The sequence below is a fragment of the Streptomyces gilvus genome (assembly GCF_022513565.1).
Lineage (GTDB): Bacteria > Actinomycetota > Actinomycetes > Streptomycetales > Streptomycetaceae > Streptomyces > Streptomyces gilvus.
Map to the genome: position 1 here is coordinate 1 of NZ_JAKWBE010000005.1, position 23,598 is coordinate 23,598.

Genomic DNA, 23,598 nt, shown 5'->3' on the forward strand with positions numbered 1-23,598 from the left:
CACCACGGGGCCCTTGACGGTCTTGAGCTGTGCCTCGACGTAGGCGCTGTCGAAGGCCAGACCGCGCAGCGGGGTGTCGATCGCGTAGACCGGGTAGCCGTGCCCCCGCAGGTAGCCGATCTCGCTGTTCCAGCTGGAGGAGTCGGCGAACGCCCCGTGGACCAGGACCACCGTCGGCTTCGCGCGGTGCGCCGGCTGCGAGGTGACGGTGTGGTCGTTCGTCCGGGGCGTGACGGCGCTCGCGTTCGTCACGGCCAGTGAAGCCACGACCGCGGCACTCACCAGTCCGGCAGCCGCGAGTGTTCTGGTGCGGGCGGTGGATTTCATGGGGGTTCTTCCTCTCGAGCCGTTCTGTCGAATCTTCGTGACAACGACTCTGGCGGACGTGTCTTTCGGTCCGCCAATGCCGATCCTGCTGCCCTCCATGCCGATCCGGAATGAGGGGGCTGACCCTCGTGGTTCTTCATGCCCGATCGGCATGACGGGTGAGGGAATCGGCATTGGCGTGTCGAGTGCGGGGCCGCGATGATCTGCGGAGACGGAACTGTGCGATGTAATTTGAAGAGGTCTCAGAACATGCCGAGCACTCAGTGGCGTGAAGTACTCCTGCCGGACGAGAGCAGCCAGCACGCGGAACAGATACACGTTTTCAGTGAACTGCAGCGCAAGCGGCTGAAAAAGCATGGCCCTGGGAGAGCGCTGCACCGCAGTCAAGTGGCTGCCCTGAAGGCGGCGTTGGTGGTGGAAGAGGAGCTTCCCGATTATGCGAGGCAGGGAATCTTCGCCTCTCCGGCTGTTTTTGAGGCTCTTGTACGGCTGTCCAACGGAAACTTCTCCGTCGACCGGGCTCCTGACATCCGCGGTTTCGCGATCAAGGTGCTCGGGGCCTCCACGCCGACGTCCGCCGATGTCGAGCAGAACTTCACGCTGGTCAGTCAGGAGACCTTGAGGGTCAGCGGCAGCGCGGACGTCGTCGGAATCGTCGAACTCTCCACGAGCGGGCCGGGAGCCGCTCTCCGTAAGGCCGCGACCAATCCGCGGCTCACCCGCAGCGCTGTCGCGAACGTCCGGGACATGGTGAAGCCGTTCAGCGGATTCGCCACGCATGACTTCTTCAGCATCATGCCCATCACCTTCGGTGACCACGCGGCCCGGCTGAAGCTGTGCGCCGCCTCGACGGCGATCAACAGGCAAGCCCGCAAGGACCTGGCCGCCGACATCTACGGGCGACTCGGGGACGACGATCTGGAGTTCCGTCTCCAGGCCCAGTTCTTCGAGGACGAGAGCCGTACGCCGATCGAGGACTCCGCGGTCCGCTGGGACGCACCGTGGCTCACCGTGGCGCGGCTGCGTCTGCCCCGGCAGGCCCCGGACGAGGAACTGGCCGAGACCGTCGAGAAGAGCAGCTTCAACCCCTGGATCGCGGCAACGGAGCATCGGCCCCTCGGAGAGTTGATGCGCGCCCGCCGGGCGGCCTACGAGCTGAGCCGGCGCAACCGGGAGGGTGCTCCCTGACCTCCTGTCCGGCTGTGCGCCGCCGCTACGATGAGCCTCATGGATCTCGACTTACGCCGGGTGCGCTACTTCGTGGCCGTGGCCGAGGAGTGCAGCTTCGTGCGGGCGGCGAGCCGCCTCTACATGACCCAGCCGGCGCTCAGCCGTCAGATCCGGGCGCTGGAGGAGGACCTGGGCGTGGTCCTCTTCCTGCGGGACCGGCAGGGCACCGTACTGACGCGGGCGGGACACCAGTTGCTGGAGGACGCCCGGCCGATGCTGGCGATGTCACAGGCGGTGCAGCAGCGGGTGCGGACGGCGCACCGGGAGGTGAACCAGTTCACCATCGGCTTCATGCCGGGTGTCGTCGTCACCCCCATCGTGCGGGAGTTCGCCCGGATGGCGCCGCAGCTCGACATCGAGGTCGTGCACACGTCCATCACCGACCAGGTCGACTTCCTGATCGACGGGCGGGTCGACGTCTGCTACGTCCGGCTGCCGCTGCCCGAGGGCATGTTCGAGGTGGTTCCGCTCTTCCCGGAGCCCCGCGTGGTGGCGTTGCCCAGTGAGCATCCGCTCGCGGAACTCAAGGCGGTGCACGTCGAGGACCTGCGGGACATGGCCCTGCTGCAGGATCCGCGGGACGTACCGGAGTGGCGCGGGCGTGTCCCGCGCGATCCGCTGGCGGCGCCGGGAGAAGGCGTACGGTTCCCCGCGACGATCGAGGAATGCCTGGAGGCCGTGGCCTTCGGGTCCGGCTGCTATGTCATGCCGGCCGGCATGGCCGGGTTCTACCGTCGGGACGATGTCGTCCACCTGACGTTGGAGGGCGTCGCTCCCCGCATGGTCGCGCTGGCCTACTCCAAGCACCGGACCATGCCGGAGCTGCTCCAGTTCGCCGAGCTCTCGCGCCGCATGCTCGGCCCCGGCCCGGCCTGACGCCCGCCGTCGGCCACGACGACATCGGCCGCCGGCACCGAATCGGACCAGCTTGGTGCCGTATCGGCGTGGTGACTGGCCCCGTGCACGGCGCCGAGCTGGTGGCGCGGCTGCTCGCCCGCCCCGGCCGGGTGGTGTCGGTGGCGTGGCTCAACGCGCGCCCCCGGGCCGCGTCGAACTGGGCCGCCGCGTCGGCCGTGGTGAGCCTGGTGGTGGACAACGGGAGGTTCACCCGGTCCACGCCGTGACGACCCCGGAGAAGCTGACACGGCTCGACGGAACCGGCCGAACTGGCCAGGTGACTGCGGGCGTGAACGGCGGGGCTGGCCGGATGCGCCGGCGTGAACGGCGGGGGTAGCCAGGCGGGCGCCCGTGTGAACGGCTGGCCGGGCGGGTCCGGCGCGAACAGCGGAGGTAGGTGGGTGCCCGTGTGAACGGCGGAGGTGGCCGGGCAGGTCCCCGCGCGAATGGCGGGAGTTGGCCAGGTGGGCGCCCGCGCGAATGGCGGTGGTGCCGGGCGGGTCCGGCGCGAACAGCGGAGGTAGGTGGGTGCCCGTGTGAACGGCGGAGGTGGCCGGGCAGGTCCCCGCGCGAATGGCGGGAGTTGGCCAGGTGGGTGCCCGCGCGAATGGCGGTGGTGCCGGGCGGGTCCGGCGCGAACAGCGGAGGTAGGTGGGTGCCCGCGCGAACGGCGGGGGGTGGCCGGGCGGGTGCCCGCGCGAATGGTCGAGTTGGTCAGGTAGGTGCCCGTACAGAAGCCCGGGCCGGTCCTTTCGGGCCGGCCCGGGCTTCTGTGGGCTACCGCGGGATCAGGCGATGTCGAAGCGGTCCGCGTTCGAGACCTTCACCCAGGCCGACACGAAGTCCTGCACGAACTTCTCCTTCGCGTCGTCGCTCGCGTAGACCTCGGCGATTGCGCGCAGCTCGGAGTTCGAGCCGAAGACCAGGTCGGCGCGGCTGCCCGCCCACTTGAGCTCGCCCGTGACGTCGTCGCGGCCCTCGAAGGTGTTCTGGTCCTCCGAGGTCGCCCGCCAGGTGGTGCCCAGGTCGAGCAGGTTGACGAAGAAGTCGTTCGTCAGCGCACCCGGGGTGCCGGTGAGGACACCGAGCTGCGAGTTCTGGTAGTTCGCGCCGAGGACCCGCAGACCGCCGACGAGGACGGTCGTCTCGGGCGCGCTCAGGCCCAGCAGGTTCGCCTTGTCCAGCAGCAGGTACTCGGCCGGCAGGCGGTTGCCCTTGCCCTGGTAGTTGCGGAAGCCGTCCGCGGTGGGCTCCAGCGCCTCGAAGGACTCGGCGTCGGTGTGCTCCTCCGTGGCGTCCACCCGGCCCGGGGTGAAGGGCACCTCGATCTCGTAACCGCCGTCCTTGGCGGCCTTCTCGATCGCGGCGGCACCGCCGAGGACGATCAGGTCGGCCAGGGAGACCTTCTTCGCGCCGGAGTTCGCGTTGAACTCCTGCTGGACGCCCTCGAGGACGCGCAGCACCTGCGCCAGCTCGTTGGGGTCGTTGACCTCCCAGCCCGCCTGCGGCTGCAGACGGATCCGGGCGCCGTTGGCACCGCCGCGCTTGTCGCTGTTGCGGAAGGTGGAGGCGGAGGCCCACGCGGTGGACACGAGCTGCGCCACGGACAGACCCGAGTCGAGCAGCTTGGCCTTCAGGGCCGAGACGTCGGCGGCGTCGATGAGCTCGCCCTCGCGCTCCGGCAGCGGGTCCTGCCAGATCAGCGTCTCCGCCGGGACCTCCGGGCCGAGGTACAGCGACTTCGGGCCCATGTCACGGTGGGTCAGCTTGTACCAGGCACGGGCGAAGACGTCCGCGAACTCCGCGGGGTTCTCCAGGAAGCGGCGCGAGATCGGCCCGTAGATCGGGTCGAAGCGCAGCGACAGGTCGGTGGTGAGCATCGTCGGGCGGTGCTTCTTCGACGGGTCGTGCGCGTCCGGGACGATGGCCTCGGCGTCCTTGGCCACCCACTGCTTGGCGCCGGCGGGGGAATCGGTCAGCTCCCACTCGTAGCCGAAGAGGATCTCGAAGAACCTGTTGCTCCACTCGGTGGGCTTGTCGGTCCAGGTGACCTCCAGGCCGGAGGTGATGGTGTCCCCGCCCTTGCCGGTGCCGTAGGTGCTCTTCCAGCCCAGGCCCTGCTGCTCGATCGGGGCGGCCTCGGGGTCGGCGCCGACGTGGTCCGCCGGGCCGGCGCCGTGGGTCTTGCCGAACGTGTGACCACCGGCGATCAGCGCGACGGTCTCCTCGTCGTTCATCGCCATGCGGCGGAACGTCTCGCGGATGTCGCGGGCCGCGGCGACCGGGTCCGGGTTGCCGTTCGGGCCCTCGGGGTTGACGTAGATGAGGCCCATCTGGACCGCGCCGAGCGGGCTCTCCAGCTCACGGTCGCCGGTGTAGCGCTGGTCGTCCAGCCAGACCTTCTCGGGACCCCAGTACACGTCCTCCTCGGACTCCCAGACGTCCTCGCGGCCGCCGCCGAAGCCGAAGGTCTCGAAGCCCATGGACTCCAGGGCGACGTTGCCGGCGAGGATCATCAGGTCGGCCCAGGACAGGCTCTTGCCGTACTTCTTCTTCACGGGCCACAGCAGACGGCGGGCCTTGTCCAGGTTGCCGTTGTCCGGCCAGCTGTTGAGCGGCGCGAAGCGCTGCTGACCGGCGCCGGCGCCACCGCGGCCGTCGCTGATGCGGTAGGTGCCCGCGCTGTGCCAGGCCATACGGACCATGAACGGGCCGTAGTTGCCGAAGTCGGCCGGCCACCAGTCCTGGGACTCCGTGAGCAGTTCGGCGATGTCCTGTTTCACGGCGGCGAGGTCGAGGGCCTGGAACGCCTCGGCGTAGTCGAAGTCCTCACCGAGCGGGTTGGCCACTGCGGGGTTCTTGGCGAGGATCTTCAGGTTGAGCTTCTCCGGCCACCACTGGCGGTTTCCACCGCCCTGGGTGGGGTGCAGGGCGCGGTCGTGCGCCACCGGGCACTTCGCCTCTGCGGCGGGGGTGTTCTCGGACATGTGAATCCTTCCGGGTGTTCGGTGCTCAGGCCGTGCGTGCGGTGGAACAGTCGGGACACAGGCCCCAGTAGATGACCTCGGCCTCGTCGATCGCGAAACCGCGGTCGTCGGCCGCGGTGAGGCAGGGTGCGTGACCCACCGCGCAGTCGACGTCGAAGACCGCGCCGCAGGACCGGCACACCAGATGGTGGTGGTTGTCGCCGACCCTGCCCTCGTACCGGGCGGGGCTGCCCGGCGGTTCGATGCGGCGTACGAGGCCCGCCGTGGTGAGCGCGTTGAGGGCGTCGTACACGGCTTGCAGTGATATGTGGCCGACCCGGTCGCGCACGCCCGAGGCGATGGCCTCGGCGTCGAGATGGTCACCGTCCCGGACGGTCTCGAGCAGTGCGACGCGGGCGGCCGTCACCCGCAGGCCGGCACCGCGCAGCTCATCGGCGGTGGACGCTGGCTGGGGTGTGGTCATGGCGGCCAACCTACCCCCACAAACACGAACGCTTCAAGAAAACGAAGAGTACAAGTTTGGTGTCGCCCGGATGACCTCCGGCTCCACGCGCCGGCCGGTCTCCGCGCATCCCCGCAGATCAAGGGGTTCGCCCCACTGTTCACGCCTACGGGTGAATCCGGGAATGGATGTCCGGTCTGCGCCCGGCGTGTGCGCTGTGCTGGACCGCGTGACTGTCTTCGTTCTGTGCGCGTGGCTGCTGACGGCGGGCCTCGGCGGCTATCTGGCCTCGGTGTGGATCCGCCACGGCGGCCTGCGGCAGCGCGCGTCAGGGGTGACGCGGCTGCCGCTGTGGCTCGTCCTGGGACATGTCCTGCTCGCCGTCGGCGGTCTGGCCTCCTGGACCGCCTATGTGGCGGGCGGAGTGCGCGGCACGGCCTGGGCGGCCTGCGCCGTGGTGCTGATCGTGGCGGCCTTCGGCTTCATGATGCTGCTGCGCTGGCTGCCCAGCTCCGGCCGGCACTCCCACGGCCGCCGGACCGCCGAGCGCCACTTCCCGCTCACCGCGGTCGTCGCCCACGGCATGTGCGCGGGAGCCACGGTGCTGCTGGTCGTGCTGGTGGTCCTGGGACAGGCGTGACGTCAGCCGGCCTCGGGCTCCTCCCCGCGCGTCGCGGCCGCACGGAAGCCGACCAGGAGCAGACCGAGCACGGCGACACCGGCGACGACGCCGGTGAGCAGCAGCAGCGGGTCGAGGGGCCGAGTGGCCGACGCGGCCGTGCGCTGGGTGTCCGGGACGGGGGTGTCCGGGACGGGCGTGGCCGGGGCGGCGGACGTGGCCTGCGGCGACGCGGGGGCGGCGGCCTCCCCGGCGGCCTGCCGGGACGGGGCCATGGTCATCGACGACATGCCGGACGACTCGGCCGACGCGGTGGCCCGACGGCTGGGTACGGCCGCCGGGGCCGGGGCCGGGGGCGGGTGCCGGTGGAGGGGCGTGTGCGGGGCGGGAGCGGCGGCCGGCTGGGACGCGGGTGCGGAGGGCGAGGTGGTCCGCGAGGCCGGGATGAGCAGGCTGTCCAGCAGGCCGGTCACCGGGTGGCGACCCCGTTCAACAGCGGTCCCACCAGCCGGACCTCGCCTTCCGCGCAGGTGTCCGAGGCGGATGGAGCCGGAGCCGAGGTCGGTGTGGGTCTCGGGAGGAGGGAGCGGGCGTGGACCCCCGTCCCCCGCCGCCGGTTCCGCCCGTGTCGTGATCGTGGCCGCCTCAACGGTCGGTGTGCAGCTCGACGCAGCACATGCCCGGGCGGGGGGTGAGCACGGCCGTGGTGTCGGCGTTGCCGGAGGCGGCCAGGCAGCCGGAGAGAAAGGCGTGGTTCATCCCGCAGATCAGGTCGGGGGCCTGGGCGGCGACCGGGTGGAACGGGCAGTTGTACAGCACCGTGCGGCCGGAACCGGCGTCGGCCGGGTCGAACCCGAGGGATTCCAGGATCGCCGTGACGTCCCCGCCGCGGGTCTGCGCGCCCAGGGCCTCGCCCCGCTCCCGGGCGACCCGGAGCGACGCCTCCCGGGCGCTCTCGCCGGGCCGCTGTGCCGTCAGTGCCTCGGTCAGCAGGGAGGCCAGCAGGTCGTGGCGGCGCGGCGGGAGGCTCAGGGAGAGGGTCTCGGGGCTGGGCTCGTACACCTTCGGGGCGCGGCCGACCCGGCGCGGGCCGTGGCCTCCGTGGCGTGCCTGCAGCAGGCCCGACGCGACCAGCTTGTCCAGGTGGAAGGCGGCCAGCTTGCGGGAGATCCCCACCGCCGCGGACGCCTCTTCCCTGGTCACCGGGTGCCTGGCCCGCCGGACGTAGTCGAGCAGCCGACGCCGGGACTCGTCGCCGAGGACGGCGAGTGCGGCGGCCGTGGCATCGGGGTTCACCGCATCACCGTAACTCCGTCGAGTGGACTTGCTTGACCTCTCGCCGAATAAGACCAACACTTGTTGGTGAAATACCTCATAGGCGAGGTGGGACCATGACGGTCGACAGTGCGCTCAGGCAGGCGAAGCAGCCGGTCAGCGGTGCGTTGGCGGGGCCGTACGGGCACCCGTTCCATCCGATCCTGGTGACCGTGCCGATCGGGGCCTGGGTGTGCAGCCTGGTCTTCGACATCGCCTCCAAGACCGTCGGCCGGCCGGGTTTCCTGACCCACGGCTCGGCCTGGCTGATCGCGATCGGGGTGCTCGGGGCCCTGGCCGCGGCCTGCGTCGGCTTCCTCGACCTGTTCGCCATCCCCACCGGCACGCCCGCATTCCGTACGGGCCTGGTGCACATGGGGCTGAACCTCGCCGTGACCGCCGCCTACGCGGCCGGTTTCCTCTGGCGCCGGAGCGACGGCTACGCGGGAGGGCAGAGCGTCGGCAACGGGCAGCTGACGCTCTCCGCCGTCGCTCTGGCCATCCTCGGCGTCTCCGGCTACCTCGGCGGCAAGCTCGCCTACCGCTACGGCGTCCGCGTGGCCGCCGAGTCCGTGCAGGCCGAGGGCTACCGCAGTAGCCGTACGACCCCCTGACGAGAAACCCCACCGGAGCCGGACATGGACATCGCCGCCCTCGTCGCCTGGATCGTCACCGCCCTCGGCGGATTCGTCCTCCTCGGCCGCTGGATCTCCGGCGGCGGTCTGCGCCAGCAGCAGTCGAGGACCGCGCGCTTCCCGGCGCCGCTCGTCTTCGGGCACTTCCTGCTCGCGGCGGCCGGGCTGGTCGTCTGGATCGTCTATGTGGCCGCCGACAAGAGCGGCCTGGCGTGGACCGCCTTCGGTCTGCTCGTCGCGGTCGCGCTGCTCGGCTTCACCATGTTCGCCCGCTGGATCCCCGTCCGGGGCACAACCCCGGCGACCGCCGGCGAGCCCACCCCCGCCGAACGCCACCTCCCCGTCCCGGTGGTCGCCGCCCACGGCCTCGTCGCCGCGGCGACCCTGGTCCTCGTCCTGCTGGCGGCACTGGGCGTCGGCGGGAGTTGAACGCCCTCTCACAGTGCGGCTCGTCCCCCTGTGCGGCTCGTGTAACCGCTGATGAACCGCTCATGAGACACCCGTGTAATGGGCATTTCGTACCGTCGCGGAAGCTCCACCCGTACGGGACGATCATGAGAGGCAGGGGGTGCCCGTGGCCGCGCCGGACTCGCGGAACGCCGACACGAGGAAGGTGCGGACGGTCTGCTCGTACTGCGGTGTGGGCTGCGGTCTCGTCCTCGACGTCGGCCTCGGCCCTGACGGGCGCCGTACGGTCCTGAAGGCCTCCGGCGACAAGGAGCACCCGGCGAACCTCGGCCGGCTGTGCACCAAGGGCGCGACCACCGCCGACCTGCTCGCCGCACCGGGACGGCTCACCACGGCCCTGCTCAGGCCCGAGCGGGGAGAGGAGCCCGTGCCGACCGGGGTCGCCGCGGCCGTCACCGAGACGGCCCGGCGGCTGCGGGCGATCGTCGACGAGCACGGCCCGGACGCGGTCGCCCTCTACGTCTCGGGGCAGATGAGCCTGGAGGCGCAGTACCTGGCCAACAAGCTGGCCAAGGGGTTCGTGCGGACCAACCAGATCGAGTCCAACTCGCGGCTGTGCATGGCCAGCGCGGGCACGGGTTACAAGCTGTCGCTCGGCGCCGACGGGCCCCCGGGGTCGTACGAGGATCTCGACCGGGCCGATCTGTTCCTCGTCATCGGCTCCAACATGGCCGACTGCCACCCCATCCTCTTCCTGCGGATGATGGACCGGGTGAAGTCGGCCGGCGCCAGACTGATCGTCGTCGACCCGCGCCGCACCGCCACCGCCGACAAGGCCGACCTGTTCCTGCAGATCAAGCCCGGCACCGATCTCGCCCTGCTCAACGGCCTGCTGCACCTGCTGCACGAGAACGGGCACACGGACGCCGACTTCATCGCCCGCCACACCGAGGGCTGGGAGGAGATGCCCGCCTTCCTCGCCGACTACCCGCCCGCCACCGTCGCCGAGATCACCGGCATCCCCGAGGCGGACATCCGCGAGGCGGCCCGGCTGATCGGCGAGGCCGGGGAGTGGACCAGCTGCTGGACCATGGGACTCAACCAGTCCACGCACGGCACCTGGAACACCAACGCCCTGGTCAACCTGCATCTGGCGACGGGCGCCATCTGCCGTCCCGGCAGCGGCCCCTTCTCCCTCACCGGCCAGCCCAACGCCATGGGCGGACGCGAGATGGGGTACATGGGCCCCGGCCTGCCCGGACAGCGGTCCGTGCTCGTCGCCGAGGAGCGGGCGCTCGTCGAGGAGTTGTGGGAGCTGGAGCCCGGGACCCTGCGCGCCGACGGCGTGGGCAGGGGCACCGTCGAGATGTTCCAGAAGATGGCCGACGGCGAGATCAAGGCCTGCTGGATCATCTGCACCAACCCGGTCGCCTCCGTCGGCAACCGCAGAACCGTCATCGAGGGGCTGGAGGCCGCGGAGTTCGTCGTCACCCAGGACGTGTTCGCCGACACCGAGACCAACGCCTACGCCGACGTCGTCCTGCCGGCCGCCCTGTGGACCGAGACCGAGGGCGTCCTCGTCAACAGCGAACGCAACCTCACCCTCGCCGCTCCCGCCGCCGACCCGCCGGGCGAGGCCATGGCCGACTGGCGGATCATCGCGGCCGTCGCCCGCGAGATGGGGTACGAGGAGGGGTTCTCGTACGACAGTGCCGAGGAGGTCTTCGAGGAGATCAAGCGGTTCTGGAACCCGAAGACCGGCTGGGACCTGCGCGGGGTGACCTACGAGCGGCTGCGGGAGACGCCCGTGCAGTGGCCGGCCGGCCGCCCGGGCGGGCCCGACCGCAACCCCGTGCGGTACGTGGACGAGGACGGCTCCCTCACCTTCCCCACCTTGAGCGGCCGCGCCGTCTTCCACGCCCGTCCGCACATCCCGGCCGCCGAGATGCCCGACGACGACTACCCGTTCGTCCTCAACACCGGCCGGCTGCAGCACCAGTGGCACACCCTCACCAAGACGGCGAAGGTGCCCAAGCTGAACAAGCTCAACCCCGGACCCTTCGTGGAGCTGCATCCGCAGGACGCCGCCGGACTCGACGTCCGCGACGGCGACTCGGTGGAGGTCGCCTCGCGGCGCGGCCGGGCCGTGCTGCCGGCGGTGGTCACCGACCGTGTGCGGCAGGGGAGTTGCTTCGCGCCCTTCCACTGGAACGACCTGTTCGGCGAGTACCTCAGCGTCAACGCCGTGACCAGCGACGCCGTCGATCCGCTGTCCTTCCAGCCCGAGTTGAAGGTGTGCGCCGTGTCGTTGACCAAGGTGTCGACGCCGGTCGAGCTGCGGACTCCGGTGCCGGACAAGGCCGTTGAGGCCCTGTCTCCCACGGCCGTGGGCGTCTTGTCTCCCTCGGCCGTCGGCGGCGCCCTGTCTCCCACCGCCGTCGTGCCCGCCGCCGACCCCTTCGGTCTCGAACCCGCCCCGCCGCCGGTGCTCACCGCACAGGAACGCCAGTACCTGGTCGGATTCCTCGCCGGCATCCCGTCCGGCGCCCCGGGCGTCCCGGTGCTGCCGCCCTCGGCGCCGTTCAGCCCGGACCACGCGCTGTGGGTCAACGGCGTGCTGGCGGGCATGTACTCCCGGGGCGCCACGGCCCCGGCTCCGGCGTCCTCCGCGCCCGGCCGTGAGGTCGTCGTCCTGTGGGCCTCGCAGACCGGCAACGCCGAGGACTTCGCGGCCGCCACCGCCGAGCGGCTCAAGACGGTCGGACACGCGCCGTCCCTGCTCGGCATGGACGAGGCCGACCTCGCCACCCTGCCCGCCGGGGCCGATCTGCTGCTGATCAGCAGCACCTTCGGCGACGGCGACGCCCCGGACAACGGCGCCGGCTTCTGGGAGACCCTGCACACCCCCGACACCCCGCGCCTGGAGGGCCGGCGGTACGCGGTCCTCGCCTTCGGCGACTCGTCGTACGACGACTTCTGCGGCCACGGCCGCCGCCTGGACCAGCGCCTGGACGAGCTGGGCGCGCTGCGGCTCGCCCCGCGCACCGACTGCGAACCGGACTACGAGGACGCGGCGCACGCCTGGCTCGACCAGATCCTCACGGCCCTGTCCGACACCCCGCAACCGGCCGTGACGCCGACGACCGCCGCGCCGGCCCTCGCCGCACCGGTCACCGGGGTCACCGGAATCGCCCCCGCGCCCACCCCCCGCTCGCGCAAGCCCGCCCCCGTCACCGCCCGTCTCACCGGCAACCGTCTGCTCAGCCTGCCCGGCGCCGGCAAGGAGGTCCGGCGCTTCACCTTCGACACCCGCGACAGCGAGACCCCGCTGCTGTACGAGGCGGGCGACGCGCTAGGCGTCCAGCCGCTCAACTCCCCTGCCCTGGTGGAGGAGTGGCTGGCCGTCACCGGCCTGGACGCGGACACCGGCGTCGAGGTGACCGGCACCGGCGAAGTCCCTTTCGCCGAAGCCCTTTTGCGGCACCTCGACATCACCCGCGTCACCCCTGCCCTCCTGCGCTTCGCCGCCGAACGCGCCCGCGACCCACGCGAGTTGAAGAAGCTGCTGCGGCCCGACAACAAGGGCGAGCTGGCGAAGTGGTCCTGGGGGCGGCAGGCCGTCGACGTGGTCGCCGAGTACGCGGTGCGGGCCGGTGCGCGGGAGTGGGCCGAGGTGCTGGGACGGCTGCAGCCGCGCCTGTACTCCATATCGTCCAGCCCGCTGACCGACCCCCACCTGGTCTCGCTCACCGTCTCCGTCGTCCGGTACGAGAACCTGCGCGGGCGCCCCCGGCAGGGCGTCTGCTCCCCGTTCCTGGCCGACGCCGAGCCCGGCACCCCGGTCCCGGTGCACGTTCAGCGCGCCGCGCACTTCCGCCCGCCCGCGGACGGGGCCACCCCGATGGTCATGATCGGCCCCGGTACCGGTGTCGCCCCCTTCCTCGGCTTCCTGGAGCAGCGCCGCGCCCTCGGCCACCGCGGCCCCAACTGGCTGTTCTTCGGCGAGCAGCACCGGGCCAGCGACTTCTACTACGAGCGGGAGCTGACCGGGTTCCTCGCCGACGGCACCCTCGACCGCCTGGACACCGCCTTCTCCCGCGACCAGCGCGCCAAGGTCTACGTCCAGGACCGGATGCGCGAGCACGGCCCGCAGCTGTGGTCCTGGCTCCAGGACGGCGCCCACTTCTACGTCTGCGGCGACGCCTCCCGCATGGCCAAGGACGTCGACCGGGCGCTGAGGGACATCGCCGTGGTGCACGGGGGACTCGACGAGGCCGGGGCGGCGGCGTACGTGAAGCAGCTGGCGACGGACAAGAGGTACGTGCGGGACGTGTACTGACTACGCTGGGTGCATGCGAGACCTGGCGGACACGGCACGACAGTGGGCGGCCGAAGGCCGAGCGGCCGTACTCGCGCGGCCGCTCACCGAGCGCGGGTTCGGGGCGCGGCAGCCGGCCGACGCGATGCTGATCGACGCGGACGGGCAGTACCACGGGCGGCTGTACCGGGGCGCCTTCGACCAGCGGCTCGTCGCCGAGGCCTGTGCGGTGCCGCCCGGGCACACGGCGCGCGTGTGCGAGGTGGCCGTGCACCAGGAGGGCGTGGCGGAGGCGGGGCTGACCTGCGGGGGACAGGCCGAGATCCTGATGCAGCCGCTGGGCGCCGTACCGGCCCGCTGGTGGGAACTGCTCGGGGCGGGGGCCGATGTCGCGCTCGTCACCTGGCTGGACGAGGGGCGGACGCACGCGGTCAGCACCGTGGTGACGCCGGACGAGGCCGGGGACGGGCCGGACGTGCCGCCGCAGGCCGCCGTGCAGGCGCGTTCCCTGCTTGCCCGCTACCGGGCCGGACGCGAGGTGCACGCGGCCGACGCCGGGCTCGTCCTGATCGAGACCTGCCCCTCCGTGCCGCACCTCGTCGTCGTCGGCGGTGGCGAACTCGCCGAACTCCTCGTCGCCCAGGCCGGGTTGCTGGGCTGGCTGGCCACGGTGACGAGGACCGCGCAGGACGCCGCCGAGCTGCTCGCCGAGCATCCGGCCGCCGCCTGTCTGATCATGCTGAGCCATGAGCCCGACGTGGACGTCCCCACCCTGCGCACCGCCCTGACCTCGGGCATCCCGTACGTCGGCGCCCTCGGCTCCCGCCACACCCAGGCACGCCGCGCCGCCGCCCTGCTGGAGACGGGCCTGACCGAAGCGGCCCTGGCCCGCGTCCACGGCCCCATCGGCCTGGACATCGGCGCCCGCACCCCGGCGGAGACGGCGCTCGCGATCTGCGCCGAGGTGCTGACGGCGCTGGACGGTCCGGAGTGAGCGCGACGAGGGGCCGGCGCGGACGCCGGCCCCTGCGGGCGGTCAGCTCTTGCCGAGGAGCTTGTTCATCTCGGTGATCTCGGCGGTCTGCCCCTTGACGATGTCGCCGGCCATGGACTTCGCCGGACCGTAGGAGCCCTTGCCCTGCTCCGTCCCGGCCATCTTCACGGCGCCCTCGTGGTGCTCGACCATCATGGTCAGGAACATGGTGTCGAAGTCCTTGCCGGACGCCTTCTCCAGCATGGTCATGTCCTTGGGATCCATCATCCCGGCCATGCCGGAACCCGAGCCGTGGTCCATGCCGGGCATGGACTCCATCGAGTCCGTGGAGGCCCCGGAGGAGGGCACCTTCTCGTCCCAGGCCGTCAGCCAGCCGGACATCGTCCTGATCTCCGGGTCCTGCGCCTTCTCGATGCGCGCGGCGAGGTCCTTGACCTGCGCGGACGAGGCCCGTCCGGCGGCGAGCCGGGCCATCTCCAGGGCCTGCTGGTGGTGCGGGATCATGCCCTGCGCGAAGGAGACGTCCTGGGCGTTGTGCGCGCCGGCGCCGGCCTCGGCGCCGGCGGACGAGGAGGCGGAGGAGGACGCGGAGGCGGCCGCCTGGCCGCCGCTGTCGCTCCCGCCGTCGTTGCCGCAGGCGGCGAGGGTGACGGCCGCGGTGAGGGCGGTCACCGTCAGGGCGGTACGGCGGACGAGGGACGTACGGGTGTTGCGCATGCTGGAACTCCTGCTGATGCGTGTCGCGCTGTCGCGCGTGAGGGGATCTGGACGTGCCGGAGCGCACCGCGGGCGCGGTGCCGCGTGGTGTCTAGATCCGCAGGAGTTGGAGTTCCGCCAGGGAGGGCGGGGCGCGGGCGCCGTCCGGGGCCGTGCCGGCGTACGGGCAGGGGATGTCGGCACGTGCGGGGACGGTCACCGGGTCGGGTGCCAGGGCCGGCAGGGTCGGTCCGCCGCTCACCGCGGCCGACGCGCAGGTCTGGTCGGCGTGCTTGAGGTGGCCGCCGCCGCAGTCGTCGCCCGAGCAGCCGCCGTGCGGTCCGGCCACCGTCGTCGTGTGCCGGGCGGCGGAGTGCGTCTCCATGCCGCCGCCGGGAGCCAGGGCGTGCATGCCCAGCAGCCCCGCCAGCAGTCCGAGCACAACAAGCGCCCGCCACCCCACGGAGGGGGGCGCACCGCGTTCCTGTGCACGAGCTGTCATGGCGCCTCATGGTACGCAGACGACCCGGCCGCCGTTCACCCCGGCCCGGCCGTCCAGGTGATCCGCGGCGGCACCACCCGCGCGCACAGGGGCAGCCCCCGCTCGTCGGACAGCCCGAGCCTGCCCACCAGCAGCCCCTCGCGCACGGCGGCGTCCAGTACCTCGGCGGGCACGGCGTCCAGCATCAGCTTGGCCCGCCGGAACAGGGTGAACGTTCCGGAGCCGTCGCCCGTACCCCAGGACAGATACACGAACCTGCCCCCGGAACGACCTTGAACACAGGGCCCTTTGACATCCGTACCGGCCGCCGAGGCCACCGCGGTGCACTCCAGCGTCCAGCTCACCGACCGGGCGTCACCGGGCTGCACCCCGAGCAGTTCGGCGGGCCGGTCGCGGCGCTGCACCGCGACATGGACGTCCCGGTACGCCGTGTCGCCGCCATCGGGGCCGCAGGTGCGGCCGGGCAGGTCGAAGCCCTCGATGCGGATGCGCAGACCGGCCGCCATGCCGTCACCACCCCGGTTCATCGGCTGTGGATGTCCAGTCTGCGCCTGTGGACCGGGGGATCCACCCGTCGGAGCGTCCCCGTCGCATGGCAGGATCGGGCGCCATGACGGCGTCTGCTTCGGTACGCGCGCTGCGCGCGGCGGTGTTCGCCGCGCTGTGCGTGCTGCTCGCGGCCGGGGGACACGTCCTCGCGACCGGCATGGCGCCGCCGGTGTGGGTGCAGGCCGTCGGCTTCGTGCCCCTCTTCGGCGCCGGGTGTCTGCTGGGCGGCCGGGAGCGGTCCCTGGCCGCCATCGGCGCCGGCACGCTCACCGCGCAGGGCGGACTGCACCTCGCCTTCGGCGCGCTGCGGCCGCACCCGACGATGCTCATGCACGGCATGCACATGGGCCACACCCACGCCGTGACCCCGCACGCCACCGCCGCGCACGTCGCCGCGGCCCTCGTGCTCACCTGGTGGCTCAGGCGCGGCGAGGCCGCCCTGTGGTCGCTGCTGCGCCGGGCCGCCGCCCTGGTGCCGGGCCTGCTGGCCTGGTGGCGGGTGAGCGGCGGGGCGCCGCTGGTGCCGGACGCGCGCGCGGCCGTACGGCTGTGCGCCGACGGCCCGCGGCCGCTGCGGCGGCTCCTGCTGCGGCACGCGGTGCAGCGGCGTGGACCGCCGCCCGGGACTCCGTACCCCGAGCGACCCCAACACACCTTTCCCGTACGGAGATTCACCCACCCATGTCCCGAGTACGCATCACGCTGCGCCGCGTCGGCGCCGTCACCGCCCTGACCGCCGCCGGGCTCCTCGCCGCGGCCGGCGCCGCCTCCGCGCACGTCACCGTCCACCCCGAGAGCTACGCCAAGGGCGCCACGGACGGACTGCTGACCTTCCGGGTCCCCAACGAGGAGGACACGGCGTCCACCACCAAGGTGCAGGTCTTCCTGCCCACCGACCATCCCGTCCTGGGCGTCCTCGTCTCCCCGCAGGACGGCTGGACCCCCAAGGTCACCACCACCAAGCTGAAGACGCCGGTGAAGACCGACGACGGCACCATCACCGACGCCGTCTCGGAGATCACCTGGACCGGCGGGAAGGTCGCGCCCGGCCAGTACGAGGACTTCAACGTCGCCTTCGGGCAACTTCCGGACGACACCGACCAGTTGACCTTCAAGGCGCTGCAGACGTATTCCGACGGCAAGACGGTCCGCTGGATCGAGGCGCCGTCCTCCGGCGACGAGGAGCCGGAGAACCCGGCGCCGGTGCTGAAGCTGACCGCCAAGGGCGCGGACGAGGGTGCCGGCAGCGCGACGCCCCTGCCGGCCACCTCGAAGACCTCCACCGGCACCAAGTCGACGGCGTCGAGCAGTGACTCCACCGCACGCGGGCTGGGCATCGCCGGGCTGGTCGTCGGTGTGCTGGGGCTCGGCGCGGCGGGGTTCGCGCTGGCCCGCGGCCGTAACGGCGGAACGTCGGCCGAGTAGCGAATGCGCGGGGGCGGGGGTCCACAGGCCCCCCGCCCCACGCGCGGCTCTCTCAGCGCCGCAGCCCGCGGACCAGCCCCGCCGCGACGCCCGCGAAGCCGACCCCCGCGCCGGCCAGCGCCAGCGCCTTGCCCGCCCGGCCGGGCGCGGCCGGCCGGACGTCCTGCCCCACTCCGTACGCGCTCCCGAACGCCCCTCCGGGCAGCGCGGACGCCAGCAACTCGGCGACGTGCACCGCCTCATGGCCGCCGCTGTCGAGTTCGTGCACCTGGGTGCGGCAGCTGAAGCCGTCCGCGAGCACCACGGTGGACGCGTCCTCCTCCCGCAGCCGGGGCAGCAGCACCCGCTCGGCGCAGGCCTCGCTCACCTCCAGGTGCCCCCGCTCGAAGCCGAAGTTGCCGGCCAGCCCGCAGCACCCCGACTCCAGCTGCTCGACGTCGACCCCGGCCCGCCGCAGCAGCTCCTGGTCGGCCTCCCAGCCCAGCACCGCGTGCTGATGGCAGTGCACCTGCGCCACGGCCCGCGCCGACCGGTCCGGTACGTGCGGCGGCTCGTAGCCGGGGGAGTGCTCGGTCAGCAGCTCGGCCAGCGTCACCGTCTGGTCGCTCAGCCGCCGCACGTCGCGGTCGCCGGGGAACAGCTCGCCCATGTCGGACCGGAACACGGTGGTACAGCTCGGCTCCAGCCCGACCACCAGCCCGCCCGCCCGGACATGCCCGGCCAGATGCCGCACAGTACGGCTCAACACCCGCTCGGCGACGTCGAGTTGACCGGTGGAGATCCAGGTCAGCCCGCAGCACAGTGGTTCCTTCGGCAGCTCGACCCGCCAGCCCGCGCGCTCCAGCAGCTCCACGGCCGCCTGACCGATGTGCGGGTGGAAGAAGTTGGTGAAGGTGTCCGGCCACAGCATGACGCTGCCGCGCGCACCGTCGCCGTACGTCTCCCGGCGTCCCGCGAACCACTGCTGCAGGGTCCGGCCCGCGAACAGCGGAAGTTCGCGGTCCTCGACCCCGGCGAGCGCGACGGTCGCCTTCGACAGCGGCGGGGTGTGCGTGAGGGCGTTGACGACCGGTCCGAGCCGGGTGCGGCCGACGACCTGGGCGAGGGCCGGCAGCCAGCCCATGGAGAGATCGGAGCGCGGCCGCCGCCAGGGCCGGCCCTCGTAGTGGTGGGAGAGGAACTCCGCCTTGTAGGTGGCCATGTCGACGTCGGCCGGGCAGTCCTTCTTGCAGCCCTTGCAGGCCAGGCACAGATCGAGCGCGTCGTGCACCGCCTCCGACCGCCAGCCGTCCCGCAGCGCGCTGTCGCCGTGCCCGTCGAGCATCTCGAACAGCAGCCGCGCCCGTCCGCGCGTGGAGTGCTCCTCCTCCCGGGTGACCTGGTAGGAGGGGCACATCACCGACCCGCCCTGGTTGCTCAGCTGCCGGCACTTGCCCACGCCCACGCACCGGTTGGCGGCCTCGGCGAAGGAGTTGCCGTCGTCGGGGAAGCGGAAGTGCAGCTCCCGAGGGTCGTACGGGGCCCAGTGACTGCCCAGACGCAGGTTCTCGTCGAGCTTGTACGGCGCCACGACCTTCCCGGGGTTCATCCGGTCCAGCGGGTCGAAGACGGCCTTCAACTGCCCGAAGGCGGCGACCAGTTCGTCCCCGAACATGCGCGGCAGCAGCTCGCCCCGGCTCTGCCCGTCCCCGTGCTCACCGGAGAGCGAACCGCCGAACTCCACGACCAGGTCGGCCGCCCGCTCCATGAACCGGCGGTAGGCGGCCACCCCGTCCGCGGTGTACAGGTCGAAGGGGATACGGGTGTGCACGCAGCCCTGCCCGAAGTGCCCGTACAGACTGGGTCCGACGTCGCTGAGGTAGCCGAACTCGTCGAACAGGCGCCGCAGTCGGCGCAGGTACTCACCGAGCCGGTCCGTCGGCACCGCCGAGTCCTCCCAGCCCTCGAAGGTGTCGGGGTGCTCGGGGACGTGCGCCGTGGCACCGAGTCCGGCCTCGCGCACCTGCCACAACTGGTCCTCGTGCGTGGGGTCGTCGAGGAAGGCGACGTCTGCGTCGTGCTCGGACTCGTGCAGCCCGTCCAGCATCCGGTGTGCCTGCTCGTCGGCCTCCTCATGGGTGTCGGCGCCGAACTGCACCATCAAGTAGGCGTTGCCCTGGGGGAGTTCGGCGAGGGCCTTCTGGTTGAGGCCCTTGATCCGCTCGTCCTTGATCAGCCGCGCGTCGACACCCTCCAGCGCGATCGGCTCGTACGGCAGGATCGCCGGGACGGCGTCGGCGGCCACGGAGATCTCCGGGAACCCGAGCACCACCAGCGTGCGTTCCTTCACCACGGGCACCAGTTCCAGCTCTGCCCGCAGGACGGTGACCAGGGTCGACTCGCTGCCGACGAGCAGGCCGGCGACGTCGAAGCCGTACTCGGGCAGCAGCGAGTCCAGGTTGTAGCCGGAGACCCGGCGCGGGATGTCCGGGAAGCGTCGGCGGATCTCGTCGCCGTAGCGGTCGCGCAGCGCGCGCAGCTGCCGGTAGACCGCGGCCCGCAGATCGCCCTGCCGCTCGATCTCGGCGTACTCCTCGTCACTGGTCTCGCCGCACCAGAAGCGGGTGCCGTCGTAGAGCAGCACCTCCAGACGGGCGATGTTGTCGACGACCTTGCCGTGCGCCTGCGCGGTGGCGCCGCAGGAGTTGTTGCCGATCATGCCGCCGAGGGTGCAGTTGGCGTGGGTGGCGGGCTCGGGGCCGTAGCGCAGGCCGGTCGGGGCGAGTTGCCGGTTGAGCTCGTCGAGGACGATGCCGGGCTGGACGACACAGGTGCGGGCGTCCGCGTCGACGGACTCCAGACGGTTGCAGTACTTTGTCCAGTCGATCACCACGGCCGTGTTGGTGCACTGCCCGGCGAGGCTCGTCCCGCCGCCGCGCGACAGCACGGGCGCGTCGTGCTCGCGCGCCACGGCCACCGCCTCGGCGGCCGCCTCGGGGGTACGGGGCACCACCACGCCGATCGGGGTCTGCCGGAAGTTGGAGGCGTCGGTGGCGTAGGCGGCGCGGCTGCCGGCGTCGAAGCGGACCTCTCCGTCGACCCGCTCTCGCAGCGCGGCCTCGAGCTTCGGCGCGTCGACCGGCGGTGCCGCGCCTGAGCGACGTACGACAGGTTCGGGCAGGTCCAACGCGGCCATGGAGCCCTCCTTCGCTCGGCCCGGCGGCAGGTGACGGGACCGCCGGGTACCCAGGCGGTGGCGCGGTCACCCGCGTGCGGGACGATCCGGAAGGCGCTTTTACGGTGTCTTGGGCTCCTCGGCGAGTTCCGGCATCAGCCCGCACATCGCGTCCCGCTGGTCCGGGCCCATGACGTGGGTGAGGGCCCGGGCGACCGTCGAGGCGAGCACGCCGGAAGCGTCCTCCAGCAGACCGCGCGCCTTCTCGGTGAGGGCCACCTCGATGCCCCGCTTGTCGCCGCAGACCGAGTTGCGGGTGACCAGTCCGGCGTGCTGGAGGCAGGCGATCTGGTAGGTGAGCCGGGTCTTGGGGCGGCCCAGGAGCTCCGCGACGCGGGTCATGCGCAGACCGGTCCGGGGGTGCTCGGCGAGCAGGCACAGGATCAGGAACTCGTCGTGGGAGACGTCGAGCCGGTCCTTCACGACGGACCGCAGTTCCTGCTCCACCGCCCCCATGGCCGCCAGCATCACCATCCAGGCGCGCAGCTCCCTGGGCAGCAGTCCGCCGCCCTGCGTGGACGGGCATTCGGGCAGGGCGGCGGAGTGCTCCTCGGGGTCGGCCATGTCCCCGAGTCTACCTGTCGTTCAATTTTGGACGTGATGGTTGTCCAGATTTGGATGATGGGCTAGCCTGTGGTCATCCAATTTTGAATCACCCTCGTTGTGAGTCAGTCCCCCGCTCCCTGGAGAAGATCATGACCGTCGCCGTCGGAACCGGACTGTGGCAGCTGGACGCCGCCGCCTCCACCGTCGCCCTGCGCCACAAGACGATGTGGAACCTCGTCACCGTGAAGGGCACCTTCGCCGGTGTCGGCGGACAGGGCGAGGTGAAGGCCGACGGCTCCGCCACCGGCACCATCACCCTGGACGCCGCCTCCCTCGACACCAAGAACAAGAAGCGCGACGAGCACCTGCGCTCCGCCGACTTCTTCGACGTCGACCACCACCCCGAGATCACCTTCGCCGTCCGCAGCGCCGAACTGCGCTCCGGTGACACGGTCGAGGTCACCGGCCAGCTGACCGTGCGCGGCATCAGCCGCCCGCAGACCGTCACCGCCCGCCTGGTCGGCAAGGACGCCGACGCGCTCACGCTGGACGCGGAGTTCACCGTGGACCGCGCCGAGTTCAGCCTCGGCTGGAACCAGATGGGCATGATCCGCGGGCTGACCACGGTCAACGCCACGCTCCGCTTCGTGCGCGCGGGAGCCTGACGACAGTCAGCCCTTCCTGCCGGTCCGCGGGGAGACGCTCTTCGCCGCCAGCCGCACGTCCATGCTGGACAGCGTCTGCGGCGTGGGCGTGAAGACCCGCACACGCACCCGGGTGTGGCGCCCCGGTACGGTGAACTTCCCCTCGGGCGGGCGGAGTTCGTACCGTGCCGTGGCGTGCGCCGACAGCGTGGCCGGCCCGCTCGTGATCGACCAGAACTGGCGCATGCCCTGGCCGGTGGTCAGCATGAAGTGCGGCACGAGAGTGCTGTCGTCGGTGTTGGTGACCCGCAGCGACAGCCGGGTGACCACCTTCGCGGACGCCCGGCGCACCGAGGTGACCTCCATCCGCAGCGGCGGCTGCCCGGTGACCGCCACGATCGCGGACACCAGCGCCGGAGTGACGGCCAGCGCCGCCGCCACACCCAGCGCCGTACGCCGGTTCGGACCGGTGAGCGGACGCGGACGCGGCTGCCACGCGCCGGCGAACTCGGCCGGCGGCGCGGTGACGGCGGCCGCGAGCCACAGCGGCGTCATCATCAGGTAGTAGCCGTCCTGGGACCGGGTCGCCAGGAAGAAAGCGCACCACGGCAGCACGGTCGCCGCGGGCCCCAGCCGGCGCGGGAACAGCACCAGCAGCGCGAGCAGTCCGGCCGCCAGCAGCAGACTCGCGTACCCGTACCAGTCGAGCCTGTCGCTGCCGTTCGTGAAGTACAGCGAGACGTCCACTAGCCCCTGCCCGTGCAGGGTCGCCCCTTGGATCAGCGGCAGCGCGATGCCCTTGATCCAGGTGCCGGGCTCGCTCACGGCGAAGTACGTGTTGATCAGCAGCCACACGAGCGCGGCGATGCCCGTGATCCGCAGCACCACCAGCGCCGCCGCCCGCCCGCCCAGCTCACCCCGGCGCACCGCGTAGATCCCGGCCAGCAGGAACGGCGCGAGGAACCACGGCAGCTGCTGGGTCGCGCAGGCGGCACCCAGGCAGACGGCCCGGGCCACCCCGGGCGTCCCGAGCCGGCCGCCCCGTCCGATCCGCGGCCAGCGCACCACCACCGGGATCAGCAGGGCCAGCGCGGTGATCGCCGGGTAGCCGAGGCGGCCGTAGTTCGGCAGCAGCCCGAAACCGAGGCACACCATGGTCGCCGCCGGCCGCCACTGCGCGGGCAGCATCCGCCACAGGGCGACCGTGCCGAGGATCAGCGCGCCCGTGCTCAGCGCCGTCGCCGGGGCGCCGCCGTGGCCCAGGAACAGCAGGGGCGCGGTCAGCAGCGGGCCCAGCGGGGGATAGCCGTAGGTGAAGTCGTAGCCGCCGGTGACCGTCGTGGTGAGGGCGACGCCATGGGTGAAGAGCCAGGGCCAGGGCTGTCCGTAGACCGGGTGCCCGGCGACCAGTTCCCTGGCGGCCTGCGCGGTCAGCACCGCCTCGTCGCTGCCGCCGTGGTCCATGACCCAGGCGCACAGGGCGAGCGTCACCGCGGTCGCCAGCACCACCAGGTCCAGCCGGGCGAGCGAACGCGTCCGGCGCACGACCAGCGCCAGCACCCCGCAGACCAGGATCGACGCGTAGCACGCCGATATCACCGCGGCCACGAAGGGACGATGGCTCGCCGCCGACGTCCAGACGCCGCGGGTGCCGATGAAGAGGCTGATGTCGGCGAGGAGGGTCAGGACCCGGTGCCACTGCGCGGGGGGTTCCGGTGCGGCGGACACCGCCGACTGCGTCCGCCGGCCGGGTGTCACCTGTCGTGTTTCTGCCAAGTGCACGTCGGGGACGGTAGTGGCGCCGAGTGAGCGGTACGTGGCCGGACGTGAAGAGTTCGGTGTGAGGGGGGT

Annotated in this window: 22 protein-coding genes; 11 read left to right on the forward strand and 11 right to left on the reverse strand. The window is 72.1% G+C overall.

The window, feature by feature from the left end:
* Positions 1-327: alpha/beta fold hydrolase (locus MKW14_RS10150; RefSeq protein ID WP_240861316.1), on the reverse strand; the 327-nt coding region annotated here is incomplete at its 3' end.
* A 387-nt stretch (positions 328-714) separates the two neighbouring features.
* On the opposite strand from MKW14_RS10150, the gene MKW14_RS10155 reads away from it, so the two are divergent.
* The 3 genes from MKW14_RS10155 to MKW14_RS10170 all read left to right on the forward strand — a co-directional run bounded on the left by MKW14_RS10155 (position 715) and on the right by MKW14_RS10170 (position 2,681).
* Entirely contained in the window at positions 715-1,515 is an 801-nt protein-coding gene (locus MKW14_RS10155; RefSeq protein WP_240861318.1) for a catalase family protein, read from the forward strand.
* Positions 1,516-1,554: 39 nt separating this feature from the next.
* Entirely contained in the window at positions 1,555-2,433 is an 879-nt protein-coding gene (locus MKW14_RS40865; protein ID WP_276619126.1) for a LysR family transcriptional regulator, read from the forward strand.
* Between the two features lie 68 nt (positions 2,434-2,501).
* The gene (locus MKW14_RS10170; RefSeq protein WP_240861320.1) at positions 2,502-2,681 is read left to right on the forward strand and encodes a hypothetical protein; all 180 of its coding nucleotides are present in this window, start codon (positions 2,502-2,504) and stop codon (positions 2,679-2,681) included.
* A 561-nt stretch (positions 2,682-3,242) separates the two neighbouring features.
* On the opposite strand, the gene katG is transcribed toward MKW14_RS10170, so the two are convergent.
* A complete protein-coding gene (gene katG / locus MKW14_RS10175; protein WP_240861321.1) occupies positions 3,243-5,441 on the reverse strand; it encodes a catalase/peroxidase HPI in 2,199 nt (732 codons plus the stop codon).
* A gap of 25 nt (positions 5,442-5,466) precedes the next feature.
* Entirely contained in the window at positions 5,467-5,904 is a 438-nt protein-coding gene (locus MKW14_RS10180; protein ID WP_240861323.1) for a Fur family transcriptional regulator, read from the reverse strand.
* 208 nt (positions 5,905-6,112) lie between these two features.
* Here MKW14_RS10180 and MKW14_RS10185 point away from each other — a divergent pair, with 208 nt between their 5' ends.
* Positions 6,113-6,523, forward strand: a complete 411-nt coding sequence (locus MKW14_RS10185; RefSeq protein WP_240861325.1) for a hypothetical protein — start codon at positions 6,113-6,115, stop codon at positions 6,521-6,523.
* Positions 6,524-6,525: 2 nt separating this feature from the next.
* Here the strand turns inward: MKW14_RS10185 and MKW14_RS10190 are convergent, their stop codons facing one another.
* Positions 6,526-6,975: a hypothetical protein gene (locus MKW14_RS10190; RefSeq protein WP_240861327.1), complete on the reverse strand. Its 450-nt coding sequence runs from the start codon at positions 6,973-6,975 to the stop codon at positions 6,526-6,528.
* A gap of 172 nt (positions 6,976-7,147) precedes the next feature.
* Positions 7,148-7,798 (reverse strand): helix-turn-helix transcriptional regulator, encoded by a 651-nt coding sequence (locus MKW14_RS10195; RefSeq protein ID WP_240861329.1) that lies wholly within the window; start codon positions 7,796-7,798, stop codon positions 7,148-7,150.
* A 95-nt stretch (positions 7,799-7,893) separates the two neighbouring features.
* On the opposite strand from MKW14_RS10195, the gene MKW14_RS10200 reads away from it, so the two are divergent.
* The 4 genes from MKW14_RS10200 (at position 7,894) to MKW14_RS10215 (ending at position 14,171) form a co-directional block, all read left to right on the forward strand.
* Positions 7,894-8,430 carry a DUF2231 domain-containing protein gene (locus tag MKW14_RS10200; RefSeq protein WP_240861331.1) on the forward strand — a complete coding sequence of 179 codons (537 nt, stop codon included), beginning with the start codon at positions 7,894-7,896 and terminating at the stop codon, positions 8,428-8,430.
* Between the two features lie 24 nt (positions 8,431-8,454).
* A complete protein-coding gene (locus MKW14_RS10205; protein ID WP_240861332.1) occupies positions 8,455-8,880 on the forward strand; it encodes a hypothetical protein in 426 nt (141 codons plus the stop codon).
* Between the two features lie 145 nt (positions 8,881-9,025).
* Positions 9,026-13,198 (forward strand): bifunctional nitrate reductase/sulfite reductase flavoprotein subunit alpha, encoded by a 4,173-nt coding sequence (locus tag MKW14_RS10210; RefSeq protein ID WP_240861334.1) that lies wholly within the window; start codon positions 9,026-9,028, stop codon positions 13,196-13,198.
* A 13-nt stretch (positions 13,199-13,211) separates the two neighbouring features.
* The gene (locus MKW14_RS10215) at positions 13,212-14,171 is read left to right on the forward strand and encodes an XdhC family protein (RefSeq protein WP_240861336.1); all 960 of its coding nucleotides are present in this window, start codon (positions 13,212-13,214) and stop codon (positions 14,169-14,171) included.
* Between the two features lie 42 nt (positions 14,172-14,213).
* Here the strand turns inward: MKW14_RS10215 and MKW14_RS10220 are convergent, their stop codons facing one another.
* The 3 genes from MKW14_RS10220 to MKW14_RS10230 form a co-directional block, all read right to left on the reverse strand.
* Entirely contained in the window at positions 14,214-14,888 is a 675-nt protein-coding gene (locus tag MKW14_RS10220; protein ID WP_240861339.1) for a DUF305 domain-containing protein, read from the reverse strand.
* A gap of 91 nt (positions 14,889-14,979) precedes the next feature.
* Positions 14,980-15,369 carry a DUF6153 family protein gene (locus tag MKW14_RS10225; protein WP_240861340.1) on the reverse strand — a complete coding sequence of 130 codons (390 nt, stop codon included), beginning with the start codon at positions 15,367-15,369 and terminating at the stop codon, positions 14,980-14,982.
* Between the two features lie 35 nt (positions 15,370-15,404).
* Positions 15,405-15,875 (reverse strand): DUF5990 family protein, encoded by a 471-nt coding sequence (locus tag MKW14_RS10230; protein WP_240861819.1) that lies wholly within the window; start codon positions 15,873-15,875, stop codon positions 15,405-15,407.
* 104 nt (positions 15,876-15,979) lie between these two features.
* On the opposite strand from MKW14_RS10230, the gene MKW14_RS10235 reads away from it, so the two are divergent.
* Positions 15,980-16,651 (forward strand): hypothetical protein, encoded by a 672-nt coding sequence (locus MKW14_RS10235; protein WP_308314589.1) that lies wholly within the window; start codon positions 15,980-15,982, stop codon positions 16,649-16,651.
* On the forward strand, positions 16,600-17,343 hold the full coding sequence (locus tag MKW14_RS10240) for a YcnI family copper-binding membrane protein (RefSeq protein ID WP_240861343.1): 744 nt from the start codon (positions 16,600-16,602) through the stop codon (positions 17,341-17,343). The genes MKW14_RS10235 and MKW14_RS10240 overlap by 52 nt, the downstream gene beginning before the upstream one ends.
* 52 nt (positions 17,344-17,395) lie before the next feature.
* Here the strand turns inward: MKW14_RS10240 and MKW14_RS10245 are convergent, their stop codons facing one another.
* Together MKW14_RS10245 and MKW14_RS10250 are read right to left on the reverse strand one after the other, a co-directional pair.
* Positions 17,396-20,518 carry an FAD-binding and (Fe-S)-binding domain-containing protein gene (locus MKW14_RS10245; RefSeq protein ID WP_240861345.1) on the reverse strand — a complete coding sequence of 1,041 codons (3,123 nt, stop codon included), beginning with the start codon at positions 20,516-20,518 and terminating at the stop codon, positions 17,396-17,398.
* Positions 20,519-20,617: 99 nt separating this feature from the next.
* Entirely contained in the window at positions 20,618-21,121 is a 504-nt protein-coding gene (locus tag MKW14_RS10250) for a MarR family winged helix-turn-helix transcriptional regulator (RefSeq protein ID WP_240861347.1), read from the reverse strand.
* A gap of 131 nt (positions 21,122-21,252) precedes the next feature.
* On the opposite strand from MKW14_RS10250, the gene MKW14_RS10255 reads away from it, so the two are divergent.
* Positions 21,253-21,768, forward strand: coding sequence for a YceI family protein (locus MKW14_RS10255; protein WP_240861350.1), 516 nt, complete (start codon positions 21,253-21,255; stop codon positions 21,766-21,768).
* Between the two features lie 6 nt (positions 21,769-21,774).
* Here MKW14_RS10255 and MKW14_RS10260 read toward each other — a convergent pair whose 3' ends face one another.
* Positions 21,775-23,529, reverse strand: coding sequence for a hypothetical protein (locus MKW14_RS10260; RefSeq protein ID WP_240861352.1), 1,755 nt, complete (start codon positions 23,527-23,529; stop codon positions 21,775-21,777).
* Positions 23,530-23,598 lie beyond the last annotated feature (69 nt).

What these genes read in the sequence shown, in the direction of transcription:
- MKW14_RS10205 (WP_240861332.1), top strand. Translation starts at nt 8,455, where the DNA reads ATGGACATCGCCGCCCTCGTCGCCTGGATCGTCACCGCCCTCGGCGGA.
- MKW14_RS10180 (WP_240861323.1), bottom strand. Translation starts at nt 5,904, where the DNA reads ATGACCACACCCCAGCCAGCGTCCACCGCCGATGAGCTGCGCGGTGCC.
- katG (WP_240861321.1), bottom strand. Translation starts at nt 5,441, where the DNA reads ATGTCCGAGAACACCCCCGCCGCAGAGGCGAAGTGCCCGGTGGCGCAC.
- MKW14_RS10240 (WP_240861343.1), top strand. Translation starts at nt 16,600, where the DNA reads ATGTCCCGAGTACGCATCACGCTGCGCCGCGTCGGCGCCGTCACCGCC.
- MKW14_RS10215 (WP_240861336.1), top strand. Translation starts at nt 13,212, where the DNA reads ATGCGAGACCTGGCGGACACGGCACGACAGTGGGCGGCCGAAGGCCGA.
- MKW14_RS10200 (WP_240861331.1), top strand. Translation starts at nt 7,894, where the DNA reads ATGACGGTCGACAGTGCGCTCAGGCAGGCGAAGCAGCCGGTCAGCGGT.
- MKW14_RS10245 (WP_240861345.1), bottom strand. Translation starts at nt 20,518, where the DNA reads ATGGCCGCGTTGGACCTGCCCGAACCTGTCGTACGTCGCTCAGGCGCG.
- MKW14_RS10220 (WP_240861339.1), bottom strand. Translation starts at nt 14,888, where the DNA reads ATGCGCAACACCCGTACGTCCCTCGTCCGCCGTACCGCCCTGACGGTG.
- MKW14_RS40865 (WP_276619126.1), top strand. Translation starts at nt 1,555, where the DNA reads ATGGATCTCGACTTACGCCGGGTGCGCTACTTCGTGGCCGTGGCCGAG.
- MKW14_RS10255 (WP_240861350.1), top strand. Translation starts at nt 21,253, where the DNA reads ATGACCGTCGCCGTCGGAACCGGACTGTGGCAGCTGGACGCCGCCGCC.
- MKW14_RS10230 (WP_240861819.1), bottom strand. Translation starts at nt 15,875, where the DNA reads ATGGCGGCCGGTCTGCGCATCCGCATCGAGGGCTTCGACCTGCCCGGC.
- MKW14_RS10235 (WP_308314589.1), top strand. Translation starts at nt 15,980, where the DNA reads ATGACGGCGTCTGCTTCGGTACGCGCGCTGCGCGCGGCGGTGTTCGCC.
- MKW14_RS10250 (WP_240861347.1), bottom strand. Translation starts at nt 21,121, where the DNA reads ATGGCCGACCCCGAGGAGCACTCCGCCGCCCTGCCCGAATGCCCGTCC.
- MKW14_RS10225 (WP_240861340.1), bottom strand. Translation starts at nt 15,369, where the DNA reads ATGACAGCTCGTGCACAGGAACGCGGTGCGCCCCCCTCCGTGGGGTGG.